The sequence below is a fragment of the Streptomyces sp. WM6386 genome (genome assembly GCF_000972385.1).
In the GTDB taxonomy this organism is placed as follows: Bacteria; Actinomycetota; Actinomycetes; order Streptomycetales; family Streptomycetaceae; genus Streptomyces.
Genome location: NZ_JXTE01000037.1, coordinates 35,679 through 59,748 on the forward strand (window position 1 = coordinate 35,679; position 24,070 = coordinate 59,748).

A 24,070-nucleotide genomic window follows, 5' to 3' on the forward strand; every position below is an offset into this window, starting at 1 on the left:
CTCAACGGGGCCCCGCCGATGGTCACTTGGTGTTGATGACCTTGTCGATCGCGGCGTCCGCTTCCTTCGCGGCGTCCTCGACCGACTTCTTGCCGGTGCCGATGGACTGCAGCATGGTCTGCAGGACCTGGGCCTTCTCGACCTGGCCCCAGCCGGGCGCCATCGGGACGAACCAGTTGGACTCGGCCGCGGTGGCCGGGACCGCCGTCGCCGGGTCGTTCTTCAGGGTGGCGAGGTCGGTCTTGTTGTTGGGCAGGTTGCCCTTGGCCATCAGGCCCTTCTGGCCGGAGGAGCCGGTGAAGGCGTTGATCCACTCGGCGGCGACGGCCTGCGCGTCGGACTTCACCGGTACGGCGAGGTCGGAGCCGCCCAGGAAGACGGGAAGGTTCTTGCCGGACGGGCCGGGCATCACGAAGTTCTCGACGTTGCCCTCGAGCTTGCCGGTCTTGTCGTTCTCCTTCGCCGCGGCGGTGGCGCCCTCCCAGGCGGGGGCGAAGATCATGCCGGACTTGCCCTGGCCGTAGACGATGTAGCGGTCGGACTCGTCCTTGGTCTTGTCGCCGTGCATGTACGTGTCGACGACGTTCTGGAACGCCTTCAGGCCCTTGACGGACTCGGGCGAGGAGAGGTTGGCCTTCCACTGGCCGCCGGACTCGACGGCGATGGAGCCGCCGGCGTCGTAGACGAAGGACATGGCCGCGTACCAGTCACGGGTGGGCTGGTACCAGGCGTTGAACTTGTCGCCCTCCTTCTTCTGGACCTTGTCCAGGGCGGCGGTGAGCTCGTCGTAGGTCTTCGGGGTGGACTTGACGCCGACCGAGGCGAAGAGGTCCTTGCGCCAGTTGGCGACACGGCCACCGGCGTAGTAAGGGACGCCGTAGGTCTTGCCGTCGTAGGTCACCGAGGCCTTGAGGCCGTCCAGCCAGGCGCCCGAGTTGTCGAACTTCGCCGCGTCGACGGGCGCGAAGGCACCCTTGACCATGTAGCTCAGCATCTCGGTGTTGCCCATCTCGACCACGTCGGGGGCCTTGTCGGTGGCGAGGACCGCGTCGAGCTTGGCGTTCTTGTCCGGCCAGCCGTAGTACTCGTGCTTGATCTTGATGCCGGGGTGCTTCTTCACGATCGCCGCATCGGCGGCCTTCACCAGCTCGGGCCAGTTGTTCTGCGCGTCCACGGTGAGCCAGACGGTCAGTTCCTTGGCGTCGGCGCCGCTGTTGTCCGAGCTGCCGCTGTCACTGTCCCCACATGCCGCGATGGAGACCATCATGCCCGCGATACCGATCGCGGCTATCAGCTTGCGCTTCACGCCACCCTCCTCAGGGATGCCACAAACCCCCCTGCCTCCCCGCACGAGCGTTGGGCCGGGACCTGGACCAATGGTGTAGACCAGTACCGGGAGCTTGGACCAGACCATGGAGCCTGTCAAGGGTGTCCGAATAGGCTCTGACCAGCCGTTATCCGACCTACATATGCAAGAACCTTTAAGTAAGAAGCCAGCGAAATCAGCGCCGCCGGAGTACTGTCTTCCACTAGACCACCTGGGGCTATGGACTAGACCAAAAGAGGCGGCGACGGTATACAGAAGGGATCACGATGTGACCCGCATCCGGAGCCGGGAAGGCAGAGCATGACTACCGACGTCAGCAGTGCGGAGAACGAGGGTGGGGCCGGCGTCCGTACCGCGCGCGTGCCCAAGTACTACCGCCTGAAGAAGCACCTGCTCGACATGACGGAGACACAGTCGCCCGGTACGCCGGTCCCTCCCGAGCGCACCCTGGCCGCGGAGTTCGACACCTCCCGCACAACCGTCCGCCAGGCCCTGCAGGAGCTCGTCGTCGAGGGCCGCCTCGAACGCATCCAGGGCAAGGGCACCTTCGTCGCCAAGCCGAAGGTCTCCCAGGCACTCCAACTCACCTCGTACACCGAGGACATGCGCGCCCAGGGCCTCGAACCCACCTCGCAGCTCCTGGACATCGGCTACATCACCGCCGACGACCGCCTCGCCGAGCTCCTCGACATCACGGCCGGCGGCCGGGTGCTGCGCATCGAGCGCCTCCGTATGGCGAACGGCGAGCCGATGGCCATCGAGACGACCCACCTCAGCGCCAAGCGCTTCCCGGCGCTGAGGCGCAGTCTCGTGAAGTACACGTCGCTCTACACCGCCCTCGCCGAGGTCTACGACGTCCATCTCGCCGAGGCCGAGGAAACCATCGAGACCTCGCTGGCCACTCCCCGCGAGGCCGGCCTGCTCGGCACCGACGTGGGCCTGCCGATGCTGATGCTGTCCCGCCACTCGCTGGACCGGGACGGGCAGCCGGTGGAGTGGGTGCGGTCGGTGTACCGCGGGGACCGGTACAAGTTCGTGGCACGCCTGAAAAGGCCGGTTGACTAGGAGCGCCCGAACGGGCGCGGGGCTGTGTCGATATGCGGCTCCGCCGCGCGGGCGCGACCAGCCACGACGGCGCCGCAGCCGCACGACGGCCCCACGGCCCCCAGCGGAGCGTTACCGCACGCGGTGTAGCGCAAGCGCGCATCCTGCTCTACGGTCCTCCCGTCTCCGTATGGACGGGAGGACCGCGCTGTGCGTACCGCGAACGTCCGAACCATCGCCATCTGGACCGTCGTCGCGCTGATCGCCGCCACCGGCTGGGCCGTGCTCGCCCTCTCCCGCGGTGAGGACGTCTCCGCCGCCTGGATGGTCGCGGCCGCCCTCGGCTCGTACGCGATCGGCTACCGCTTCTACTCGAAGTTCATCGCGTACAACGTCCTCAAGGTCGACAGGACCCGGGCCACCCCGGCCGAACGCCTCGACAACGGCATCGACTTCCACCCCACCGACCGGCGCGTCCTCCTCGGCCACCACTTCGCGGCGATCGCCGGCGCCGGACCGCTCGTCGGGCCCGTGCTGGCCGCGCAGATGGGCTATCTGCCCGGCACGATCTGGATCATCGTGGGCGTGATCTTCGCGGGCGCCGTCCAGGACATGGTGGTGCTGTTCTTCTCGACCCGGCGCGACGGCCGCTCGCTCGGCCAGATGGCCCGCGAGGAGATCGGCCCGTTCGGCGGCGCGGCGGCGCTCATCGCGGCCTTCGCCATCATGATCATCCTGCTCGGTGTGCTGGCCCTGGTCATCGTCAACGCCCTCGCACAGTCACCCTGGGGCACCTTCTCCATCGCGATGACCATCCCGATCGCCCTGCTCATGGGCTTCTATCTGCGGGTCCTGCGCCCCGGCCGGGTCGCCGAGGTCTCGCTCATCGGCGTGGGGCTGCTGCTGTTCGCCCTGATCGCGGGGCGCTGGGTCGCGGAGTCCTCGTGGGCCGGCGCCTTCACCCTCGCGCCCTCGACGCTGGTCGTCTGGCTGGTGGCGTACGGCTTCATCGCCTCGATCCTGCCGGTGTGGATGCTGCTCGCACCGCGCGACTACCTCTCCACCTTCATGAAGATCGGCACGATCTTCCTGCTCGCACTCGGTGTCGTCGTCTCCCTGCCGACCCTGAAGATGGACGCGGTCACCGACTTCGCCTCGCGTGGCAACGGCCCTGTCTTCGCGGGGTCGTTGTTCCCCTTCGTCTTCATCACCATCGCCTGCGGCGCCCTGTCCGGCTTCCACTCCCTCATCTCCTCCGGCACCACGCCGAAGATGATCCAGAAGGAGACGCAGGTCCGGATGATCGGCTACGGCTCCATGCTGATGGAGTCGTCGGTCGCCGTGATGGCGCTGGTCGCGGCGAGCATCATCGACCCGGGCCTGTACTTCGCGATGAACGCGCCCTCGGGAGCGATCGGCACGACCGTGCAGGAGGCCTCGCGGGTGGTGACCGGGTGGGGCTACGCGATCTCCCCCGACGATCTGGCCCGGGCGGCCGAGCGGGTCGAGGAGTCGTCACTGCTGTCCCGGACCGGCGGGGCGCCCACCCTGGCCATCGGTGTCTCGGAGATCTTCTCCAAGGTCACCGGCGGGAGCCTGCGGGCCTTCTGGTATCACTTCGCGATCATGTTCGAGGCGCTGTTCATCCTGACCGCGCTCGACGCCGGCACGCGCGTGGGCCGGTTCATGCTCCAGGACATGCTGGGCAACGTCATCAAGCCCTTCAAGAACATCAGTTGGAAGCCCGGCCTGGTCATCACCAGCGCGATCGTGTGCGGACTGTGGGGGTACTTCCTCTGGGTGGGCGTCCACGAACCCCTCGGCGGGATCAACCAGCTGTTCCCGATCTTCGGCATCTCCAACCAGCTGCTCGCCGCCGTCGCCCTGGCCGTCTGCACCACGCTGCTCGTGAAGTCCGGACGCCTCAAGTGGGCCTGGATCACCGGGATCCCGCTCGCCTGGGACGCCACGGTCACCCTGACCGCGAGCTGGCAGAAGGTGTTCTCCAGCGACCCCAAGGTCGGCTTCTTCAAGCAGCGCCGGATCTTCCAGGACGCCATCGACCGGGGCGAGGTGCTGCCGCCCGCCAAGAGCATGGAGGACATGCGCACCGTGGTCACCAACTCCACGGTGGACGGCGTACTGACGGCCGTCCTCGCGCTGCTGATCGTCGTGGTGATCGCCGACGCCCTGCGGGTCTGCATCCGGCACATACGCCGTCCCGCGCTCTCCACGCTCAGCGAGTCGCCGCACGTCGAGTCGAAGATCGTCGCCCCGGCCGGGCTGTTCCCGACCCGGGAGGAGAAGGAGGAGGCACGCCATGAGGTCGGCACTGCGGCGCGCACTTAGGGGTGTGCGCTGGTACGTGCGGGAGCTGACCGACGAGTCGGCTTACGACCGCTATGTCGCGCACGTCCGCCGGGACCATCCGCAGGCGGACGTGCCGACCCGGCGGGCGTTCGAGCGGATGCGGACGGACCGCCAGGAGGCCGACCCGCGCCAGGGGTTCCGCTGCTGCTGACACCGATGTCGGACCTGTTGTCGCACCTTCACCGAATCGACATACCGATATGCGGACGAGGTCTTCCGCTCCTGTCACACCGTGACCTAGATTGCCTGCGCGTTACACGGTGATCAGTGAGGGATCGGAGCCGCCGCATGTCAACAGATTCGCCCGAGGCCAGACCAGCGGTGGTGACACCCGTGCGGGTCGTCATCGCCCTGTGCCTCCTGGCACCGTTCGTCGCCATGCTGTGGGTCGACTCGTACGCCAAGGTCGACCCCACGTTCATCGGCATCCCGTTCTTCTACTGGTACCAGATGCTGTGGGTGCTCATCTCCACCGCGCTGACGATGGTCGCGTACCAGCTGTGGCAGCGTGACCAGCGCGCCCGCCGGGAAGGTGCCTCCAAGTGAACGACGGCGTGAACGGCGTGGCACTCGCCGTCTTCATCATCTTCTTCCTGGCCGTCACGGTCATGGGCTTCCTGGCCTCGCGCTGGCGCAAGGCCGAGAACGAACACACGCTGGACGAATGGGGCCTGGGCGGCCGGTCGTTCGGCACCTGGATCACCTGGTTCCTGCTCGGCGGCGACCTCTACACGGCGTACACCTTCGTCGCCGTACCGGCGGCGATCTACGCGGCGGGCGCGGCCGGCTTCTTCGCGGTGCCGTACACGATCCTCGTCTACCCGCTGATCTTCACCTTCCTGCCCCGGCTCTGGTCGGTCTCCCACAAGCACGGCTATGTGACGACGTCCGACTTCGTGCGCGGCCGGTGGGGCTCCAAGGGCCTGTCGCTGGCGGTGGCCGTCACGGGCATCCTGGCGACGATGCCCTACATCGCCCTCCAACTCGTCGGCATCCAGGCGGTGCTGGACGTGATGGGCGTCGGCGGCGGGGAGAACACCAACTGGTTCGTGAAGGACCTCCCGCTCCTCATCGCCTTCGGTGTGCTGGCGGCGTACACCTACTCCTCGGGTCTGCGTGCCCCCGCGATGATCGCGTTCGTGAAGGACACCCTGATCTACATCGTCATCGCGGTGGCGATCATCTACATCCCGATCAAGCTGGGCGGGTTCGACGAGATCTTCGGCGCGGCGAACGACAAGTACACCGCCGCCAAGGCGGGCGGCCTGGTCCCGCCCGCGGCGGGCCAATGGACGTACGCCACGCTGGCGTTGGGCTCCGCGCTCGCGCTGTTCATGTACCCGCACTCGATCACCGCGACGCTCTCCTCCAAGAGCCGTGAGGTGATCCGCCGCAACACCACGATCCTGCCGCTGTACTCGCTGATGCTGGGCCTGCTCGCCCTGCTGGGCTTCATGGCGATCGCGTCCGGAGTCGACGTCACCAACCCGCAGTTGGCGATCCCGCAGCTCTTCGAGGACATGTTCCCGAGCTGGTTCGCGGGCGTGGCCTTCGCGGCGATCGGCATCGGCGCGCTGGTACCGGCGGCGATCATGTCCATCGCGGCCGCGAACCTCTTCACCCGCAACATCTACAAGGACTTCATCAAGCCGGACGCGACGCCGGAGCAGGAGACGAAGATCTCCAAGCTGGTCTCGCTGCTGGTGAAGGTGGGCGCCCTGGTCTTCGTCCTCACCATGGACAAGACGGTCGCCATCAACTTCCAGCTCCTGGGCGGCATCTGGATCCTCCAGACCTTCCCGACGCTGGTCGGCGGCCTGTTCACCCGCTGGTTCCACCGCTGGGCGCTGCTCGCGGGCTGGGCGGTCGGCATGATCTACGGCACCGTCGCGGCGTACGGCGTGGCCTCCCCCACGCAGAAGCACTTCGGCGGCTCGTCGAAGGAGATCCCGGGCATCGGCGAGATCGGCTACATCGGCCTGACGGCGTTCCTGCTCAACGTGGTGGTCGCGGTGGTCCTCACGTTCGTCCTGAGGGCCGCGAAGGCCCCCGAGGGCGTCGACGAGACCCGCCCCGAGGACTACACGGCGGACGCGGGCGACCCGGGCGTACAGGTGGAGCTGCCGCCGGCGACTGCAGACTCCGCTCACTGAAGAGACCCAGGGGCGCGGGGCTGTATCGATATGCGGCTCCGCCGCGTGGGCGCGACCAGCCACGAACCACCCGCAGCGGGCCGCCGACAGCACCACCAACGGCGGCCCGCTTTCGTGCACACTCACCTGCATGGACATAGAGATCCGGCCGGCGAAACCCACCGAGTACGCCGTCATCGGCGAGATCACAGCCCAGGCCTACCTGCTGGACGACCTCCTCACGTTCGGCGAGAGCGACTGGTACCTGGGCGAGTTGAGAGACGTCGCCAAACGAGCCGCGGCGGCCGAGGTAGTCGTGGCCCTCCTCGGCGGCGAGCCGATCGGCACCGTCACCTACGTCCCCGCCGGCGGCCCCATGGCCAACCTCGCCCGCCCCGGAGAGGCCGAGATCCGCATGCTGGCCGTGTCCCGGGCGGCCCGCGGCAGAGGAGCCGGCGAAGCCCTCGTCCGCGCCTGCATCGACCGGGCCAGAGCAGCCGACGACTGCACCGGCATGGTCCTGTCGACCCAGCAGATCATGCACGCCGCGCACCGCATCTACGAGCGTCTCGGATTCACCCGCGCCCCCGCACGCGACTGGGACCCGATCCAGGGCGTCGAGTTCACGCTTCTCACCTACGAGTTGACTCTCTGAAGTCGCTGCGACACAACATCTAGGGGTGCCAAGAGAACCCGGCACAAGATGTATGCTCATGCTCGCTGTCGTCGCAGGGGAATCCGGTGCGAATCCGGAACTGTCCCGCAACGGTGTACTCATGCGTGCATAAGCACATATGAGAGTCAGTCCGAGGACCTGTCGACAGTGCGCCCAGGCCGCCGTGGCCCGGGTGCCAAGACGTCCGGGCCTCGTGGAGTGGGCCGGTGGACGCGACGCCCCGTGCGCTCGTGTGCTGCCCCCTGCCCTCCGCAAGGCCCCCGTGCCGAGCGAGGGAGAGCCCCCACGTGACCATCGCGCCAGTCGACCCGGCTTCAGTGACGCAGGCGGAGACCGACGGTCCCGGTACCGCACTGCTGCGGACCCTGACCGAGCTGACCGCCGACCTCCCTGACGCCGACCCCGGACGGGTCGCCGCCGCCGCACTGCGCGGACGGTCCGCCCGGGCCGACGAGTCGGAGCTGCGCGAGCTGGCGACCGAGGCGGCCGCGGGGCTGATCTCCGAGGACCCCGCCTACTCCCGGCTCGCCGCCCGGCTGCTGACGATCAGCATCGCCGCCGAGGCCGCCTCGCAGGGCGTCACGACCTTCACCGAGTCGGTCGCGGTCGGCCACCGTGAGGGCCTGGTCGCGGACCGCACGGCGGAGTTCGTCCGGGTGCACGCCGTCCGGCTCGACGCCCTGATCGACGTGCACGCCGACGACCGCTTCGGCTACTTCGGTCTGCGCACCCTGCACAGCCGTTACCTCCTGCGGCACCCGATCACGCGCCAGGTCATCGAGACCCCCCAGCACTTCATGCTCCGGGTGGCGTCCGGCCTCGCCGAGGACGACACGGCCAGGGCCGTGGACGAAGTCGCCGCGCTCTACCGGCTCATGAGCCGCCTCGACTACCTCCCCTCCTCCCCCACGCTCTTCAACTCCGGCACCCGGCACCCCCAGATGTCGTCCTGCTACCTCCTCGACTCCCCGCTGGACGAGCTGGACTCCATCTACGACCGCTACCACCAGGTCGCCCGTCTCTCGAAGCACGCCGGCGGCATCGGACTGTCGTACTCCCGTATCCGCAGCCGCGGTTCGCTGATCCGCGGCACCAACGGGCACTCCAACGGCATCGTCCCGTTCCTGAAGACGCTCGACGCCTCGGTCGCCGCCGTGAACCAGGGCGGCCGGCGCAAGGGTGCGGCCGCGGTCTACCTGGAGACCTGGCACTCCGACATCGAGGAGTTCCTGGAGCTGCGGGACAACACCGGTGAGGACGCCCGGCGTACGCACAACCTGAACCTCGCGCACTGGATCCCGGACGAGTTCATGCGCCGCGTGAACGCCGACGGCCAGTGGTCCCTGTTCTCCCCCGCCGACGTGCCCGAGCTGGTCGACCTGTGGGGCGCGGAGTTCGACGCGGCGTACCGCGAGGCGGAGGCGAACGGCCTCGCCAAGAAGACCATCCCGGCCCGTGACCTGTACGGCCGCATGATGCGCACCCTCGCACAGACCGGCAACGGCTGGATGACCTTCAAGGACGCCGCCAACCGCACCGCCAACCAGACGGCCGAAGCGGGCAGCGTCGTCCACTCGTCCAACCTCTGCACGGAGATCCTGGAGGTGACCGACGACGGGGAGACGGCGGTCTGCAACCTGGGATCCGTCAACCTCGGCGCGTTCGTCCTCGGCGACGACATCGACTGGGAGCGGCTGGACGAGACCGTCCGCACCGCCGTCACCTTCCTCGACCGGGTCGTCGACATCAACTTCTACCCGACCGAGCAGGCGGGCCGCTCCAACGCCCGCTGGCGGCCGGTGGGCCTGGGTGCGATGGGCCTGCAGGACGTCTTCTTCAAGCTGCGGCTGCCCTTCGACTCCCCGCAGGCCAAGGCGCTCTCCGCCCGTATCGCCGAGCGCATCATGCTCGCCGCGTACGAGGCCTCCGCCGACCTGGCCGAGCGCAACGGTCCGCTGCCGGCGTGGGAGAAGACCCGTACCGCGAAGGGTGTCCTGCACCCCGACCACTACGACGTCGAGCTCACCTGGCCGGAGCGCTGGGCGGCGCTGCGGGAGCGTATCGCCGCGGTCGGCATGCGCAACTCGCTCCTGCTGGCGATCGCCCCCACGGCCACCATCGCGTCCATCGCGGGCGTGTACGAGTGCATCGAGCCGCAGGTCTCGAACCTCTTCAAGCGCGAGACGCTGTCCGGTGAGTTCCTCCAGGTCAACTCCTACCTGGTGGCCGAGTTGAAGCGGCTCGGCGTCTGGGACGCGCAGACCCGGGAGGCGCTGCGCGAGTCCAACGGCTCGGTGCAGGGCTTCACCTGGGTGCCGCAGGACGTCCGCGACCTGTACCGCACGGCCTGGGAGATCCCGCAGCGCGGCCTGATCGACATGGCGGCGGACCGTACCCCGTTCCTCGACCAGTCGCAGTCCCTGAACCTGTTCCTGGAGACGCCGACCATCGGCAAGCTCTCCTCGATGTACGCGTACGCCTGGAAGCAGGGTCTGAAGACGACGTACTACCTGCGCTCGCGCCCGGCGACGAGGATCGCCCGCGCGGCCCAGGCGCAGGCCCAGCCCGAGAAGACCATCCCCGTCCAGCAGGTGACCGCCGAAGAGGCCCTCGCCTGCTCCCTGGAAAACCCCGAGTCCTGCGAGGCCTGCCAGTAATGACCAGCGAAGCCAAGGCTGCACCTTCCAAAAACCTGCTCGACCCGGGCTTCGAGCTGACCCTCCGCCCCATGCGCTACCCCGACTTCTACGAGCGCTACCGGGACGCCATCAAGAACACCTGGACCGTCGAGGAGGTCGACCTCCACTCGGACGTCGCCGACCTGGCGAAGCTGTCCGAGGGCGAGCAGCACATGATCGGCCGGCTGGTCGCGTTCTTCGCGACGGGCGACTCGATCGTGGCGAACAACCTCGTGCTGACCCTCTACAAGCACATCAACTCCCCGGAGGCGCGCCTGTACCTGTCGCGCCAGCTCTTCGAGGAGGCCGTGCACGTCCAGTTCTATCTGACCCTCCTGGACACCTACCTCCCCGACCCGGCGGACCGTGCGGCCGCCTTCGACGCGGTGGAGAACATCCCCTCCATCCGTGAGAAGGCCGAGTTCTGCTTCAAGTGGATGGACTCGGTCGAGAAGCTGGACCGCCTGGAGACCAAGGCCGACCGCCGCCGCTTCCTCCTCAACCTGATCTGCTTCGCCGCGTGCATCGAGGGCCTCTTCTTCTACGGCGCCTTCGCCTACGTCTACTGGTTCCGCAGCCGGGGCCTGCTGCACGGTCTGGCGACGGGGACCAACTGGGTCTTCCGGGACGAGACTTGCCATATGAACGCCGCGTTCGCCGTGGTCGACACCGTTCGTAAGGAAGAACCTGACCTCTTCGATGACGAACTGGACCAGCAGATCACCGACATGATCCGCGAAGCCGTCGAGGCCGAGCTGCAGTTCGGGCGCGACCTGTGCGGTGACGGCCTGCCGGGCATGAACACCGAGTCGATGCGCCAGTATTTGGAATGCGTTGCTGACGAACGACTCGTACGTCTTGGCCTGAAGCCGGTCTACGGCTCCGAGAACCCCTTCTCCTTCATGGAGCTGCAGGGCGTCCAGGAGCTGACCAACTTCTTCGAGCGGCGGCCGTCCGCGTACCAGGTCGCCGTGGAGGGCACGGTCGACCTGGACGAGGACTTCTGACCGAGGATCGTGGATCCCTCCTCGCCGCTGTTACGTCACATCGGTGAGGAGGGATTCTTCATGCGCCGTATCGCGACTCTGGCCGTCACAGCCCTACTGCTGGCCGGGTGCGGAACCCAGCCCGGCGGCGACCGAGGCGACAGCGGTGACTCCGTGTCGCCGTCGCCTTCCGGCTGTACGTCCGCACCGGAACTCCACGCCGCCGACAGTGGCCGCACGGTCTGTCTGGCGGTGGGCGGCACGGTCCGGGTCGCCCTGGACGGGGCCAAGAACCGGCCCTGGGCACCGGTCACCGCCGAGGGCAGCGGGCTGGAAGCCGCCAACAGCGGCATCGTGCTGCTGCCGGGTGACGCGAACGCCGCGTTCGAGGCGGTCTCGGCGGGCCGGACGAAGCTCAGCTCCTCGCGACCACTGTGTGCCACCGAGACCGGCCGGGTCGCGTGCCAGGGGATTCAGGAGTGGTGGGTCACCGTGGTGGTGACATAGCTGCGCCGCTGCCGCCGGGCGCGAGGCTCGACGGCTACCTCGCGGTCCAGCTCGGCCTCCCTGATCTGACGGTCGATCCGCCGGTCGCGGACGATGCCGATCACGGCGGGGGCGACCAGCAGAACCAGGATGGCGAGAACGATGAGCATTCCGATCAGTCCCTCTGTCTGTGCGGTAGTCATGACACCACTGTCGCGCCGTACACTCCTTACCAACAGTGGCAGGACTGCCGTACAACCTCGATTTGCTGCCACTTCCGAGGCATACTGAAAACATGCTGAAGAACGTGGCGGCCGTCCTGCTCGACGGCGTGCACCCCTTCGAACTCGGGGTGATCTGCGAGGTGTTCGGCATCGACCGCAGCGACGAGGGACTGCCGACGTACGACTTCGCGGTCGCCTCGGCGGAGGGCCCGTCGCTGACCACCCATGTCGGCGGCCTCACCGTGGGCACGCCGTACGGCCTCGAGCGGCTGGAGGAGGCCGACCTGATCGCCGTACCGGCGGGGGCGGACTATGTCGTGCGCGACTATCCGCCCGAGCTGCTCGACGCCCTCAGAAGGGCCGTCGACCGGGGCGCCCGGGTGCTCAGCGTCTGCTCAGGCGTCTTCGTGCTCGGCGCCGCCGGACTCCTCGACGGGCGGCGCTGCAGTGTGCACTGGCGGCAGGCGGACGAGCTCGCCGTACGCAATCCGCGGGCGGTCATCGAGCCCGATGTCCTGTACGTCGACGAGGACCCGGTGATCACCTCCGCCGGCACCGCCGCCGGCATCGACGCCTGTCTGCACATCGTGCGCAAGGAACAGGGACCCGAGGTCGCCAACAAGATCGCCCGGCGCATGGTCGTACCGCCGCACCGGGACGGCGGACAGGCGCAGTACATCGAACGGCCCTTGCCGAAGAGCTCGTGCGACACCGTCGGCGAGGTGCTCGTGTGGATGGAGCATCACCTCGACGAGGACGTCACCGTCGAGCAGCTCGCCGACCGCGCCCACATGTCCCCGCGCACCTTCGCCCGCCGCTTCCAGCAGGAGACGGGCACCACCCCCTACCGCTGGATCCTGCGCCAGCGCGTGCTGCTGGCCCAGCGGCTGCTGGAGGGGACCGACGAGACGGTGGACGCGGTCGCGGGCCGAACGGGGTTCGGCACCGCGGCCGCACTGCGCCACCAGTTCGTACGGGCACTGGGGACCACCCCGAACGCCTACCGAAGGGCGTTCAGGGGGCCGGAAGCGGCCTGAGCGGTCACCTCGCGACGGGCCGCAGCAGCAGCTTGTGCGGGCGGAGCGTGATCCCCACCCGCGTCCCGTCGTCGGAGCCCGACACCTGCTCGAAGCGGTACTTCGTCGCGATGGCCGCCGTGATCAGCGACAGCTGCGCCATCGAGAAGTGGTCGCTCGGGCACTTGCGGTTGCCCACGCTGAACGGACTCATGGCGTATTTCGGCACCTCCTTGACCCGCTCCGGAAGCCAGCGGTCGGGGTCGAACTCCAGGTTGCCCTTGTACGACTTCGCATCGCGCTGGATCGCGTACGGGCTGTACACGATGTCGGCACCGGCCGGAATGCGATACCCACCGAGTTCCGTGTCGGCGACCGCCCGGCGCGTCAATATCCACACGGCGGGGCGCAAACGCATGGCCTCGATGACGACATTGTTCGTGTGGGTCAGCGCCCGGACATCCTCGAATGCGACAGGACGGCCGCCCGTTACGGATTGAACCTCCTCGCACACCCTGTCCGCGTGTTCCGGATGTTCCGCGAGCACTTGGAGCAGCCACATGATCGTGGAGGCCACTGTTTCGCTGCCCGGGGTGAGTATGGCGACCACCTGGTCGTGGATCTCCTGTTCCCCGATGGGGTCGCCATTGTCGTCCTTCGCCTCCAGCAATGCCGTCAGCAAATCGTCCGGCTTTTGACCAGATGCGCGGCGCTCGGCGACGATCTCGTCGACCAGCAGATGCAAATCGGCCAGGGCCGTGTTGAATTTGCGGTTGGGCGGCAGGGGCAGGTTGTACAGCGGTCCGAGCGGGACGACCATCCGCCGGTACATGCCGCGGAAGACGGTGGCGAGCGCCACGCACAGCCGCTCGGCCCGCTCGTCCATGAAGTCGCCGCGCAGCAGACAGCGGGCCGCGATGCGCACCGCCACCCGGAAGGACTCGGAGGTGCAGTCGATGGTCTCGCCGGGCTGCCAGCGCTCGGTGAGGGCGTGCGCCTCCTCCTCCATGATCGACCCGTATCCGGGTATCGCGTCGAGCCGGAACGCGGGCTGGATGGTGCGCCGTTGGCGCCGGTGGCGCGGGCCGTTGGCGGTGGCCACGCCCTCCTTGCCGAGCAGGCCCTCCAGGGACTGCCAGAGCGGCCCGTCGATGACGTAGTCGGGGTTGAGCGCCATGGCCCCGGTGAGGGCCGGTGTGGTGACGGCGTACACCGTCTTGGGGCCGAGCTTGAGCCGTACGACATCGCCGTGGTCACGCAGCTGGGACATGAAGGCCAGCGGATCCCTCAGCAGCTTCAGCCCGTGCCCGAGGACCGGGACGGCCCCTCCCGCGAGGACCGGTTCACGCGGCCCGGGCCCCGGTGTCATCGGGGTTTCGGGCTTCACAGACTCGACGGTCATTTCTCACCTGCCGTTTCGTTGTTGACGTACGGGGGTGTGGACCGGTCGTCCCAGCTGTCGACCATGTAGCGGCCGGACTCGTGGTGGAACCAGTAGACGGTGCTGAACCAGTTGCGCATATTGCCGACACAGGCCCGCACGGTGGCGCTCAGGTCTTTTCCGCGCAGGGTTCCGTCGTCGAGCGACGCGGCGAACCGCAGGGCTGACTTCTCGGCGACAAGGAATTCACTGATGCATTCCTCGACCCGTCGCCTGACTTCCCTTATGGCCTCCTCGAGTGTCAGCCCCTCGTGTTTGATGAGGCTGATCCCGAGATTGTGGACCTCGTCGCCCGCTATTTCCTTCGGCAGTGAACAGAGGTCGTTGTACCAGGCGGCGAATTCCTGGCTCAGGAGTGCCGCCCGCCGATATGCCGGGTGTTTCCGAACCCGGTCCGGGAGTTCCCGGCCCGCGCTCGGCTCCAGAAGGTCGGTCCAGATCCAGTGCGCGAAAGTGAGGCGCCGGAGCGCGAGGTATTCCTCGACGGTCGGCACGACACCTTCGGTGCGGTTGCGGAATTCCCGGTCGTACGCCTCGATCACCGAGTGGAAGTGCCGGGCGAACCGTGCGTTCCAGGTGCCGGGCAGGAACGCGTACAGCCGGACCATGGTGTCGGCGAACGCGGCGACCAGGGGATCCTCGTGGTGCAGATGCTCCTGGGGGGAGTCGAGTGCCGCGTCCAACCGGTACCTGAGCCGCCGCCAGGCCTCGCGCCGGTGGTGGACGATGTCGCGGTCGTGCCGGTCGTCCCAGACGAAGAACCACGCGCTGTAGTCCGCTATCGCCTGGAGGACCTCGTCGGGGGCGCCCAGGTAGTAGCCCGCCATGAGGTCCGTGTAGCAAAGACCGTCGGCATATTCCTCCACCTTGTCCGCCGGCATGAGCCGCTTTTCCAGCAGCCAGGTGCGTGTCTTCTCCTGGAGCTGGGGCCAATACGAGTGGAGTTGCCGGGGAAACGCCGCCTCGATCACCGGGAGAGAGAGCGACGGTGGGACCGCGATCGCTGTCGGTGTCGATGTGGTGCCGTGTGAGAAAGCATGCACGAACTAACCCCTCTCAGCCGCCAGTTGCGCACGCCCCTCCCGCAGTGCCGGGCGTGCGCCGTTGCGTATCCCCGCACTTCCCATTCAGCACCACAACTGACCGATCTGGGAACGGATTTGCACCATTCACTACCCCACAGTGCCGAGAATCTCCCCTTGTGTGACTGAATCTGGATCACTAAGGGAGCACATGCGATCGAACGTGCGACGGACAGACGAACGGCGCCTGGTCAGAGAGGGGAACCTGAACAGACGCCGTGCGCATGGGACTTGGGTGATCCCGAGAGGTCTCAGTCGTTGGCGACCACGGGGTATCGGGGCTCGTTCTCGGCCATCTGCCGCAGCGCGTCCTTGCGTTCACGCTTGGAGAGCCGGTCGATGTAGAGGTATCCGTAAAGGTGATCGGTCTCGTGCTGCAAACACCGAGCGAAGTAGCCGGTGCCGCGGACCTTGATCGCGTTGCCCTTCTCGTCCTGCCCGGCCAGCTCGGCGTAGTCGGGGCGGGCGAGCGGCGCGTACGCGGTCGGCACGGACAGGCAGCCCTCGTTGCTGTCGTCCAGGACGCGCCGGTCGGCGGGCAGGTCGACGAGCTCGGGGTTGCAGACCACGCCGACGTGCCGCTTGCCCTCGTCGTCCATGCAGTCGTACACGAAGACCTTCAGGTCGACGCCGATCTGGTTGGCGGCCAGGCCCACACCCTCGGCGGTGCGCTGCGAGGCGAACATGTCCGCCACCAGCTGGTCCAGCTCCGCGCCGAACTCGGTGACGTCCCTGCACTCCTTGTGCAGCACCGGGTTCCCGACGACGGTGATGGGCCGCGAGGTCCCACGCTCCCGCCAGCCGTTCTCCCGCTCCTCGGTCTCCTCGGTGTCGATGACGAAGCCCTCGTCGTCCACGGGGAGCACGCCCGCGTGCTGCTGATCGGTGTCCTGCTGCGCCATGACCGACGTATGCCTTCCTCAAACCAAGAACGGGGGAGTGATGCTGATACAGGGTAAGGGGAGCTTGCTTTTAGGGGCGCGGGGCTGTGTCGATATGCGGCTCCGCCGCGTGGGCGCGACCAGCCACGACGGCGCCGCACCCGAAATCCGTCAGCACACCTCTTCAAGATCACGCCAGTCACGCGAATCAGGGCTATCGGCAACCCACCCGTCCAGCAACCCCCGAACCAGCGCAGCCGGCGCAGCCACCCCGCACTCCCGCTCCGGCACCCACAGCTGCCCATCCGTCCGATGCCCCAGCGGCCCCGGATGCCCCGGCTCACTGTGATCGTGCGGATCGAGATGCTCCCCGTCCCCCTCGTCCGAGGGCATCTGGGACTCCGAGCACATCCGGCACAGCAACCGCACCGAAGAAGACCAGTCCTCCGCAGCGAACCCCGCGTCGGAGGCGAGCTGTTCCAACGCATCCCGGTCCGCCTCGGTGGCAGCCTCCAGCAGCACCACCCACGTCGGCACCGGCGACGGCGCCCACAGCTCGATCTCGTCGAACACGGGATACGAGTGCCCGGCCGCGGTGGTCCGCTCGCCGTGCGGCACCCCGTCGTGGAGCACGACCTCACCCCACCGTCGCCCGGAGGACGGCAACGGAATCGACAGCACCTCGATACGAGCAGGGTCCAGACGGCGGCCCCAGACCACCTCCGCCTCCCCCTCCGGCGACAGCCGCACCGCGGCGCTGCCGAGGTCCATACCGACCGGCTCCCCGGGGTCCGCTGCCCCGCCCGGCACCCGCAGCCCGTAGGCCTGCCAGGCCCGCCGGGCCAGCGGCCAGTCCTGGAGCGCGGTGGCCGCGATGCCGACGTTCCACCAGTCGGGTGCGCCCGTCTCCCGGTCGAGCAGCGCGACGGCCCTGAGGCCCGCGGCCCGCGCCTGCTCCCAGTCGTGGCGGAACTTGTGCAGCAGGGCGAGGTTGAACCAGGACTCGGACAGCCAGGGCTCCAGGTCGGCGGCCCGCGTCAGCAGCGCGCCCGCGTCCTCGTACCGACCGTCGCCGATCAGCGTGAACGCGCGGTCTGTGGCCTGCCGCCAGGAGGCGGAGGGCCGGTGCCGTCCCTTGCCGAAGATCCTCACGATTCCCGCCTGCCAGTTCCGTTCAGTGGGCTGGCCATCGCCCCCGGACACCCTCTTCTTCGCATCCAACCATGCGCGGCTGGAAGGGCGCTCATTACCCATGGGTTACCCAACCGAGGGCAGGGTAAGACAGTCCCTCGCCAGCACCCGGGCCAGCGCCTCCACGACCTCGGGCGCGTAGTCCCCCGCGGTGGCGAGCCGCAGCTCCTCCAGCGCGGTGAGGGGCCCGCCGGGCCCGGCGTCCCGCGCCTTCTCCTCGTAGGCGTTCACCGCCCGCACGATCCGCGCGGCGACCGGCTGCTGCCGATAGGGGTCGGCCTGCCGCTCCACGACCACGGCGACCGTGCCGTCCACCCCCGTCTGCCGTACGACGGCCCCGCCGAGCAGGGCGATCCGCCGCTGCTCCTCGGTGGGCAGCCCCGCGGTGGCCCCCGCCGGCACCGGGTCGATCAGGCTCAGCTGTCCGATGTCGTGCATGAGGGCGGCGTACTCCAGGACGGTGAGATCGGGTCCGGTCAGCCCCAGGTCCCGCCCCACGGCCTTGCTGAGCTCGGCGACGCGGCGGGCATGCCCCGCGGGGGTGTAGCCGGCGATCTCGGTGGCCCGGGCGAGGGAGGCGATGGTCTGCCGGTAGGTGGTCCGTACGGCGGCGTACCGCCGGAAGGCCAGCTGGGTGAGGAGGAGGGGCGGGGAGAAGACGGGCAGCGCCCACAGTCCGACGACGGCGACCGCGAGGGCCATCACCGCGCCGGTCGCGCAGACGGCGGAGCCGATGCCGAGCAGGGCCCGCAGCTCGTGCCTCAGCAGCGGGGCGAAGGGCCAGCGGGTGCGGGAGTGCGCGAGCGCGGCGGCGAGCACGGCGTCGCAGAGTGCGGTGAGGGCGAGGAGCGAGATCAGCACGAGGGCGTACGCCGGTCCGCCCCAGGCGTCGAGGACGCCCCGGTTGTAGAGGGGCTGGAAGCAGACGGCGCAGAACGCGGTGCTGAGCAGGCGTCGCGAGAGATGGTCGATCATCGGGCCCTGTCCGCGCGCGATGTGCGGCACGCTGCCGAGGAGCGCGGCGGCGAGCACGACGGTGACCACCTGGAGGACCCCGTGCGTGGTGGGCCGCCCGGCGTCCGCCCCGAGCAGCGCGTACGCCAGCGCCCCTGCGGCCCCGAGCGGCGCGGCCTCCCGTACCCGGGCTCCGGTCCACCGCGCGAGCTCACCGACGGTGATCAGCACCCCGAAGGCCAGCGCGACCCCGCGCTCCTCAAGCCCCGTCGAGAGGATGACCCCGAGCGAGACAAGGGCGAGAAGCCCCGCCGCCCCGTGCACAAGCAGCCGAGGCCACCTCATCCGCACCCCCCACGAGACCTGAGCCCGAGCCGCCACACCGAAGCACTCCCCGCAGACCAGAGCCCGGACCACCCCACCGGAGTGCCCCGCTCAAACCAGAGTCCGGAACGCCCCACCGCCGCGCTCCCGCCTGACCGGAGGCCCGACCACCCGACCGATGCACCCACGCCAGATTCGAACCCCGGCCGCCCCACCGATGCACCCACGCAAAACCCGAACCCCGGCCACCCCGCCCACAGGCCCTGCCGCCTCATCGGTGCGCTCCGGGGCGGCTGGAGACCGGTCGGCGGGGGTGCGGTGGGCGCTCCTCGTCCGCGGTCACCGCGGGGTGCCAGCCGTGTCTGCTCAGTGCCCGCACCAGTGCCGTGACCATCCGCGGGTCGAACTGCGACCCGGCGCACCGCTCCAGCTCCTCCAGCGCGGTGGCGACAGGCCGTGCCCGGCGATACGACCGCGTCGACGTCATGGCGTCGAAGGCGTCGGCGACCGCCACCACCCGTGCGGACTCGGGAATCTGGCTCCCCACCAGCCCGTACGGATACCCGCTCCCGTCCAGCCGCTCGTGATGATGCAGTACGGCCGCCCGCGCCTCCCCCAGAAACGAGATCCCCCGCACCATCTCGTGCCCGTACTCGGGATGCAGCTCGATGACGCGCCGCTCCTGGGGGGTCAACGGCCCGTCCTTGCGCAGCAGCCGCGTCGGCACGCCCAGCTTGCCGACGTCGTGGAGGATCCCGGCGAAGCGGAGCACCTCGATGCGGCCCTCGTCCATGCCGAGCTCACGGGCGATCATCATCGAGGCCTGGCCTACGCGCTCACTGTGCCCGCGGGTGTACTCGTCCTTGATGTCGACGGCCTGCACGAGTGCGCGGATGGTGGCCTGATGGGCGGCCTGTTCCCGGTGGTACTGGGCGAAGGCCCACCAGGACACACACATCGGCAGCAGCACGAGCAGCGCGGCGACGGGTCCGTACGGGCTGCGCCACAGCACGGCCATCATCAGCCCGGCGAGCCCGTGCACGGCGATCGGTGCGAGGGAACGTACGAACAGACCGCGCCAGGCCAGCCGTACCGGCACCCGCTCGGCAAGCGTCAGGATGCCCCCGTCCAGCACGGTCAGCACCAGACAGAAGGCGATGACGGCCGCCCCGGCCGGGACGAGCACGTAGGGAAAGTCGGGGGCCACGACGGCGTCCCTGCCGCCCAGCGCCCAGTGCACCCGGGACGCCGCCCAGACGGCGACGGCGAGTTGGGCGGCCCGCCAGATCCGGCGGAGCGAGCGCGGCCGCTGCGCGACCGGGGAGAGCAGCGCCCCCGGCAGCGCGACCAGCGCGGCGGCGGGGGGCGGCAGCAGGAAGGCCCCGGCGAGCAGCACGGGGTAGAAAGTGCCGGAGAGCCGCTCGCCCCCGGCGTAGAGGGCGGCGAGCAGGGCCACCGCCCACCAGGGGGCGGTCACCGCCGGCAGCGCGTGCACGCAGTACAGAGCGGCGAGGGCGACACCGACCACGTACACGCGTGCCCGTGCCGCTGTCCCCTCCATGACGCCCCTTTGAGATCTCCCGAGCCGGCTCAGCTTCGGAGCCTAGGAGGGCAAGAGGGGGTTCCGCGGGCCGATTACCCGCGGATTAGCACGTTCGAGTGACGACAGCCCGTTCCCAGATGGGGAGTTCAGGCTTCCTGGGCCGGGGCCGCGGTGATGTCGTGCTCGGGCACCGCCTGCCCGGAGCGGATCAGGTCGAGCCGCCCCAGGACCTTGGAGCGCAGGTCGGTGGGGACGTCGTCATGACCGCAGCACCGCTTGACCAGCTTCTTCACGGCCTCTTCCAGGCCGTACTTCTCCAGGCACGGCGAGCACTCCGTGAAGTGCTGCTTGAACTTGTCGCGGTCGACGTCCGGCATCTCACTGTCGAGGAACTCGTAGAGATGATCGAGTACCTCACTGCAGTCCGTCTCGTGCGGCTCTCCGCAGCTCATGAGCCCGAACCTTTCGCTTCGTTCGACTCTCCGGCGCCGGCCGGAACCAGCCCGCGCTCACGGGCGTAATCCTCGAGCATGCCGCGCAGTTGGCGACGGCCTCGGTGCAGCCGGGACATCACCGTACCGATGGGTGTCCCCATGATGTCCGCGATCTCCTTGTACGCAAAGCCCTCAACGTCCGCCAGATAGACGGCGATGCGGAATTCCTCGGGGATCGCCTGGAGCGCTTCCTTGACGTCCGAGTCAGGCAGGTGGTCGAGCGCCTGCGACTCGGCGGAGCGCAGACCGGTCGACATGTGCGACTCGGCACGTGCGAGCTGCCAGTCCTCGATCTCCTCGGCCGCGGAGCGCTGGGGTTCACGCTGCTTCTTGCGGTACGAGTTGATGAAGGTGTTGGTCAGGATCCGGTACAGCCAGGCTTTCAGGTTGGTGCCCTCGCGGAACTGGTGGAAGGACGCGTACGCCTTGGCGTACGTCTCCTGCACCAGGTCCTCGGCGTCGGCCGGGTTGCGCGTCATGCGCAGGGCGGCCGAGTACATCTGGTCGAGGAATTCGAGCGCGTCCCGCTCGAAGCGCGCGCTGCGCTGCGAGGTGGTCTCCGTGCTCGTGCCCTGGCCCTCGGGCTGCTCCGCCTGGCCGTGTTCGGTCCCTGCGTCGGTACCGGGAACCGGACCCACCTCCTCAAGATTGCGGGCAGGAGCGAAACCGATCCCACCAGAATCGGAGGATAGAACACGATCCGGTCCGCCCGCCGCCCGAATAGGGCTGGTCTTGGCCGCGTGCAGCACCGTCCAGTCCAGGTCAGCGCGGCTGCTGCGGCTCGGGCAGATGGTCGAACCCATGCGGCGGACTTCCTCTCTACGACGGTCGGTGCTGGTGCTTCAGCACTTCTGTCCGCCACAACAGAGCTCCGGGGCTCAACATTCCCGAGCCTTTACCCGAGTGACCCGGCCCACTTCACCACCGCGTCGGTGATGAGTGTCACGGCCTGCTCCTGAGTGAGGTCCGCCTTCTTCGGCACCGCGAACCCATGATCGCCGTACGCCACCTCGACCAGCTCATAAGCGCCGCCCGGGAACTCCTCCGGCTTCCCGAAGGGGTCGTTCCCGCCCTGTACGACCAGCGTGGGCACCCCGGACCCGAGCAGCTCTTCGGCCCGGGACTTCTCCGGCCTGCCCGGCGGATGCAGCGGGAAGCTGAGGGCGAGCACAGCGGCGGCGCCCAGCTCGACGGCGGTACGGCATGCCACGCGGGCCCCGGCACTACGCCCACCCGAGATGACGGGCAGCCCCGGCTCGGCCACCGAGGGCCAGATCCCCCGCCATCCCACGTCGAGCGTCTTCGGCGCGGACGCCACCTTCTTGCCCGCCACCCGCCAGGGCTGCTCGACGAGGGCGACGCTCACGCCGTGTCCGGGGAGGGTGTGCGCGAGGGCCTGGAGATCCCGCGCCTCGATACCGCCGCCGGCGCCATGGCTGGCGGCGAGGACGAGGCGTGCCTTCTTCGCGGGGTGCCAGGTGATGCGGGCGTCGCCGGCATCCGTACCGATGATCTCGGTGGTCACTTGGGTCACGTCAGAAGAGTGTGCCCTCTTCGGGCCCCTCCAGCTCGGTCAGCAGCTCCGGTCCGTTGTTGCGGACGTTGCTGACGGCCGTGGAGACCGGGTAGGCGCGCATCAGGCCGCCCGGGGGCGGCTCCAGGAGGGAGCGGAGGTCCTCGACGTCCGTGCGGGACGGGTCCAGCCAGGAGTCCCAGCGGTCCGGGGTGAGCATCAGCGGCATCCGGGGGTGGATGTCGGCCAGCGCGTACGGTCCGTCGGCCGGGGCGACCGCGAGCGGGCTGGTCTCCGCCTCGGTGGTGATGACCGAGCAGGTCACCCACCAGGCCTGCGGGTGGTCGTCCGGGAGGGTCTTGTCCCGCCAGAACTCGTACAGCCCTGCCATCGCGAAGACGGATCCGTCGGCCGGCAGCACGAAGTACGGCTGCTTGCGCGGCCGCTTCTTCCTGCCCTCGACCTCCAGATCCCGCTCGGACTTCCCGGTGACCCACTCGTAGTAGCCGTCGGCGGGGATGATGCAACGGCGGGTGGAGAAGGCCCGCTTGTACGACGGCTTCTCGTGGACGGTCTCGGCGCGGGCGTTGATCATCCGGGCGCCGCCCTCGGGGGTCTTCGACCAGCTCGGCACCAGTCCCCACTTGAGCGTGCGCAGCTGACGAACCGGGCGGCCCGTGACGGAGGAACTGGTAGATGCAGCATCCGCGTCCTTAAGAGGACGGTCGAGGACGGCGTAGACCTCCTTGGTAGGGGCCACGTTGTAGTCGGGGGCCAGTGTCTCCTCGGGCTCCCACTTCTCGATCTCAAAGATTCCTGCGAGATCCTCGGGCCTACGACTCGCTGCATACCGTCCGCACATACGTGCCACACTGCCAGGCCCACCCGTCGCCCGACCACCACCCCTCAACGACGGCGCTACGCGCCGGCCCCTATTGACTCGACCAGAGGGAGCCACCGCCGAACATGGACACCAGCACAGCGACCTCTGTCTGGGACGAGCTGATCGGCACCCAGCCCGACCCCGACCTGTGGGTGGTTCTGGCCACCTTGGTCGCGGCGCTCGCCATAGTGGTCCCGCACAGCCTGTGGCGTGTCTCGCGCAACGCCATCACCATCGCCCACGAGGGCGGCCACGGTCTGATCGCCCTGCTCACCGGTCGCCAGCTCACCGGCATCCGGCTGCACTCCGACACCAGCGGCCTCACGGTCAGCCGCGGCAAGCCGCACGGCATCGGCATGATCCTCACCGCGGCGGCCGGCTACACCGCTCCCCCCTTGCTGGGCCTGGGCGGCGCGGCCCTCCTCGCCGCCGACCGCATCACGCTGCTGCTGTGGCTGGCGACAATCCTGCTCATCGCGATGCTGGTGATGATCCGCAACGCCTACGGCGCTCTGACGGTGGTCGTCACCGGCAGCACGTTCGTGATGGTGTCCTGGCTGGCGGGCCCCCAGGTGCAGGCCGCGTTCGCGTACGCGGCGGTGTGGTTCCTCCTGGCGGGCGGCGTCCGTCCCGCTTTCGAGTTGCAGGCGAAGAGGGTGCGCGGCGGCGCGGGGGACTCGGACGCGGACCAGCTGTCACGCCTGACACATGTGCCGGCGGGGCTGTGGTTGTTCCTGTTCCACGCGGTGTCGTTGTGCTCGCTCATAGGCGGCGGCAGGTGGCTTCTGGAGGTATGACGCGCCCCGAAGGGGCAGGCGTCAGGGG

At 68.8% G+C, this 24,070-nt stretch carries 23 protein-coding genes and 1 riboswitch; of the genes, 11 read left to right on the plus strand and 12 right to left on the minus strand.

Annotation, left to right across the window (positions count from 1 at the left end; genetic code table 11):
* Positions 1–22: 22 nt before the first annotated feature.
* Entirely contained in the window at positions 23–1,306 is a 1,284-nt protein-coding gene (locus tag TN53_RS22710; protein WP_046260440.1) for an extracellular solute-binding protein, read from the minus strand.
* A gap of 321 nt (positions 1,307–1,627) precedes the next feature.
* Between TN53_RS22710 and TN53_RS22715 the strand changes: the two genes are divergently transcribed.
* The 9 genes from TN53_RS22715 (at position 1,628) to TN53_RS22755 (ending at position 11,720) form a co-directional block, all read left to right on the plus strand.
* On the plus strand, positions 1,628–2,392 hold the full coding sequence (locus TN53_RS22715; protein ID WP_046260441.1) for a GntR family transcriptional regulator: 765 nt from the start codon (positions 1,628–1,630) through the stop codon (positions 2,390–2,392).
* A gap of 189 nt (positions 2,393–2,581) precedes the next feature.
* On the plus strand, positions 2,582–4,720 hold the full coding sequence (locus TN53_RS22720) for a carbon starvation CstA family protein (RefSeq protein WP_046260442.1): 2,139 nt from the start codon (positions 2,582–2,584) through the stop codon (positions 4,718–4,720).
* The gene (locus TN53_RS22725; RefSeq protein ID WP_046260443.1) at positions 4,692–4,892 is read left to right on the plus strand and encodes a YbdD/YjiX family protein; all 201 of its coding nucleotides are present in this window, start codon (positions 4,692–4,694) and stop codon (positions 4,890–4,892) included. The genes TN53_RS22720 and TN53_RS22725 overlap by 29 nt, the downstream gene beginning before the upstream one ends.
* Before the next feature lie 137 nt (positions 4,893–5,029).
* Entirely contained in the window at positions 5,030–5,287 is a 258-nt protein-coding gene (locus tag TN53_RS22730; protein ID WP_046260444.1) for a DUF3311 domain-containing protein, read from the plus strand.
* On the plus strand, positions 5,284–6,894 hold the full coding sequence (gene mctP / locus TN53_RS22735; RefSeq protein ID WP_046260445.1) for a monocarboxylate uptake permease MctP: 1,611 nt from the start codon (positions 5,284–5,286) through the stop codon (positions 6,892–6,894). Before TN53_RS22730 ends, mctP begins: the two co-directional genes overlap by 4 nt.
* Before the next feature lie 130 nt (positions 6,895–7,024).
* A complete protein-coding gene (locus TN53_RS22740; protein ID WP_046260446.1) occupies positions 7,025–7,528 on the plus strand; it encodes a GNAT family N-acetyltransferase in 504 nt (167 codons plus the stop codon).
* Positions 7,529–7,605: 77 nt separating this feature from the next.
* Positions 7,606–7,688: riboswitch (cobalamin riboswitch) on the plus strand.
* A gap of 148 nt (positions 7,689–7,836) precedes the next feature.
* Positions 7,837–10,206, plus strand: a complete 2,370-nt coding sequence (locus TN53_RS22745; RefSeq protein WP_046260447.1) for a ribonucleoside-diphosphate reductase subunit alpha — start codon at positions 7,837–7,839, stop codon at positions 10,204–10,206.
* Complete coding sequence (locus TN53_RS22750; RefSeq protein ID WP_046260448.1) at positions 10,206–11,234, plus strand: ribonucleotide-diphosphate reductase subunit beta; 1,029 nt, start codon at positions 10,206–10,208, stop codon at positions 11,232–11,234. Before TN53_RS22745 ends, TN53_RS22750 begins: the two co-directional genes overlap by 1 nt.
* Before the next feature lie 60 nt (positions 11,235–11,294).
* Positions 11,295–11,720, plus strand: coding sequence for a hypothetical protein (locus tag TN53_RS22755; RefSeq protein WP_046260449.1), 426 nt, complete (start codon positions 11,295–11,297; stop codon positions 11,718–11,720).
* Here TN53_RS22755 and TN53_RS22760 read toward each other — a convergent pair.
* A complete protein-coding gene (locus tag TN53_RS22760; protein ID WP_046260450.1) occupies positions 11,687–11,902 on the minus strand; it encodes a hypothetical protein in 216 nt (71 codons plus the stop codon). The two genes, TN53_RS22755 and TN53_RS22760, sit on opposite strands and share 34 nt — an antisense overlap.
* Positions 11,903–11,994: 92 nt before the next feature.
* Between TN53_RS22760 and TN53_RS22765 the strand changes: the two genes are divergently transcribed.
* Positions 11,995–12,960, plus strand: coding sequence for a helix-turn-helix domain-containing protein (locus TN53_RS22765; protein ID WP_046260451.1), 966 nt, complete (start codon positions 11,995–11,997; stop codon positions 12,958–12,960).
* Between the two features lie 4 nt (positions 12,961–12,964).
* Here TN53_RS22765 and TN53_RS22770 read toward each other — a convergent pair whose 3' ends face one another.
* From TN53_RS22770 to TN53_RS22815, 10 genes are all read right to left on the minus strand, one after another.
* The gene (locus TN53_RS22770; RefSeq protein ID WP_046260452.1) at positions 12,965–14,341 is read right to left on the minus strand and encodes a cytochrome P450; all 1,377 of its coding nucleotides are present in this window, start codon (positions 14,339–14,341) and stop codon (positions 12,965–12,967) included.
* The gene (gene cyc1, locus TN53_RS22775) at positions 14,338–15,423 is read right to left on the minus strand and encodes an epi-isozizaene synthase (protein ID WP_095046659.1); all 1,086 of its coding nucleotides are present in this window, start codon (positions 15,421–15,423) and stop codon (positions 14,338–14,340) included. Before cyc1 ends, TN53_RS22770 begins: the two co-directional genes overlap by 4 nt.
* A gap of 290 nt (positions 15,424–15,713) precedes the next feature.
* On the minus strand, positions 15,714–16,364 hold the full coding sequence (gene def, locus TN53_RS22780; protein WP_046260454.1) for a peptide deformylase: 651 nt from the start codon (positions 16,362–16,364) through the stop codon (positions 15,714–15,716).
* A gap of 150 nt (positions 16,365–16,514) precedes the next feature.
* The gene (locus TN53_RS22785) at positions 16,515–17,495 is read right to left on the minus strand and encodes a tetratricopeptide repeat protein (RefSeq protein WP_046260485.1); all 981 of its coding nucleotides are present in this window, start codon (positions 17,493–17,495) and stop codon (positions 16,515–16,517) included.
* A gap of 105 nt (positions 17,496–17,600) precedes the next feature.
* Positions 17,601–18,833, minus strand: a complete 1,233-nt coding sequence (locus TN53_RS22790) for an HD-GYP domain-containing protein (protein ID WP_046260455.1) — start codon at positions 18,831–18,833, stop codon at positions 17,601–17,603.
* 250 nt (positions 18,834–19,083) lie between these two features.
* A complete protein-coding gene (locus tag TN53_RS22795; RefSeq protein ID WP_046260456.1) occupies positions 19,084–20,373 on the minus strand; it encodes an HD-GYP domain-containing protein in 1,290 nt (429 codons plus the stop codon).
* A 128-nt stretch (positions 20,374–20,501) separates the two neighbouring features.
* A complete protein-coding gene (gene rsrA / locus TN53_RS22800; RefSeq protein ID WP_046260457.1) occupies positions 20,502–20,807 on the minus strand; it encodes a mycothiol system anti-sigma-R factor in 306 nt (101 codons plus the stop codon).
* Positions 20,804–21,487: an RNA polymerase sigma factor SigR gene (gene sigR / locus TN53_RS22805; RefSeq protein ID WP_046260458.1), complete on the minus strand. Its 684-nt coding sequence runs from the start codon at positions 21,485–21,487 to the stop codon at positions 20,804–20,806. Before sigR ends, rsrA begins: the two co-directional genes overlap by 4 nt.
* A 257-nt stretch (positions 21,488–21,744) precedes the next feature.
* Positions 21,745–22,374, minus strand: a complete 630-nt coding sequence (locus tag TN53_RS22810; RefSeq protein ID WP_046260486.1) for an alpha/beta family hydrolase — start codon at positions 22,372–22,374, stop codon at positions 21,745–21,747.
* 10 nt (positions 22,375–22,384) lie between these two features.
* Positions 22,385–23,224, minus strand: coding sequence for an SOS response-associated peptidase (locus tag TN53_RS22815; protein ID WP_095046660.1), 840 nt, complete (start codon positions 23,222–23,224; stop codon positions 22,385–22,387).
* A 104-nt stretch (positions 23,225–23,328) separates the two neighbouring features.
* Between TN53_RS22815 and TN53_RS22820 the strand changes: the two genes are divergently transcribed.
* On the plus strand, positions 23,329–24,042 hold the full coding sequence (locus tag TN53_RS22820; protein WP_046260460.1) for a M50 family metallopeptidase: 714 nt from the start codon (positions 23,329–23,331) through the stop codon (positions 24,040–24,042).
* Positions 24,043–24,070 lie beyond the last annotated feature (28 nt).

What these genes read in the sequence shown, in the direction of transcription:
- TN53_RS22715 (WP_046260441.1), top strand. Translation starts at nt 1,628, where the DNA reads ATGACTACCGACGTCAGCAGTGCGGAGAACGAGGGTGGGGCCGGCGTC.
- TN53_RS22725 (WP_046260443.1), top strand. Translation starts at nt 4,692, where the DNA reads ATGAGGTCGGCACTGCGGCGCGCACTTAGGGGTGTGCGCTGGTACGTG.
- TN53_RS22730 (WP_046260444.1), top strand. Translation starts at nt 5,030, where the DNA reads ATGTCAACAGATTCGCCCGAGGCCAGACCAGCGGTGGTGACACCCGTG.
- TN53_RS22740 (WP_046260446.1), top strand. Translation starts at nt 7,025, where the DNA reads ATGGACATAGAGATCCGGCCGGCGAAACCCACCGAGTACGCCGTCATC.
- TN53_RS22750 (WP_046260448.1), top strand. Translation starts at nt 10,206, where the DNA reads ATGACCAGCGAAGCCAAGGCTGCACCTTCCAAAAACCTGCTCGACCCG.
- TN53_RS22755 (WP_046260449.1), top strand. Translation starts at nt 11,295, where the DNA reads ATGCGCCGTATCGCGACTCTGGCCGTCACAGCCCTACTGCTGGCCGGG.
- TN53_RS22760 (WP_046260450.1), bottom strand. Translation starts at nt 11,902, where the DNA reads ATGACTACCGCACAGACAGAGGGACTGATCGGAATGCTCATCGTTCTC.
- TN53_RS22765 (WP_046260451.1), top strand. Translation starts at nt 11,995, where the DNA reads ATGCTGAAGAACGTGGCGGCCGTCCTGCTCGACGGCGTGCACCCCTTC.
- TN53_RS22770 (WP_046260452.1), bottom strand. Translation starts at nt 14,341, where the DNA reads ATGACCGTCGAGTCTGTGAAGCCCGAAACCCCGATGACACCGGGGCCC.
- def (WP_046260454.1), bottom strand. Translation starts at nt 16,364, where the DNA reads ATGGCGCAGCAGGACACCGATCAGCAGCACGCGGGCGTGCTCCCCGTG.
- TN53_RS22790 (WP_046260455.1), bottom strand. Translation starts at nt 18,833, where the DNA reads ATGAGGTGGCCTCGGCTGCTTGTGCACGGGGCGGCGGGGCTTCTCGCC.
- TN53_RS22795 (WP_046260456.1), bottom strand. Translation starts at nt 20,373, where the DNA reads ATGGAGGGGACAGCGGCACGGGCACGCGTGTACGTGGTCGGTGTCGCC.
- rsrA (WP_046260457.1), bottom strand. Translation starts at nt 20,807, where the DNA reads ATGAGCTGCGGAGAGCCGCACGAGACGGACTGCAGTGAGGTACTCGAT.
- TN53_RS22815 (WP_095046660.1), bottom strand. Translation starts at nt 23,224, where the DNA reads ATGTGCGGACGGTATGCAGCGAGTCGTAGGCCCGAGGATCTCGCAGGA.
- TN53_RS22820 (WP_046260460.1), top strand. Translation starts at nt 23,329, where the DNA reads ATGGACACCAGCACAGCGACCTCTGTCTGGGACGAGCTGATCGGCACC.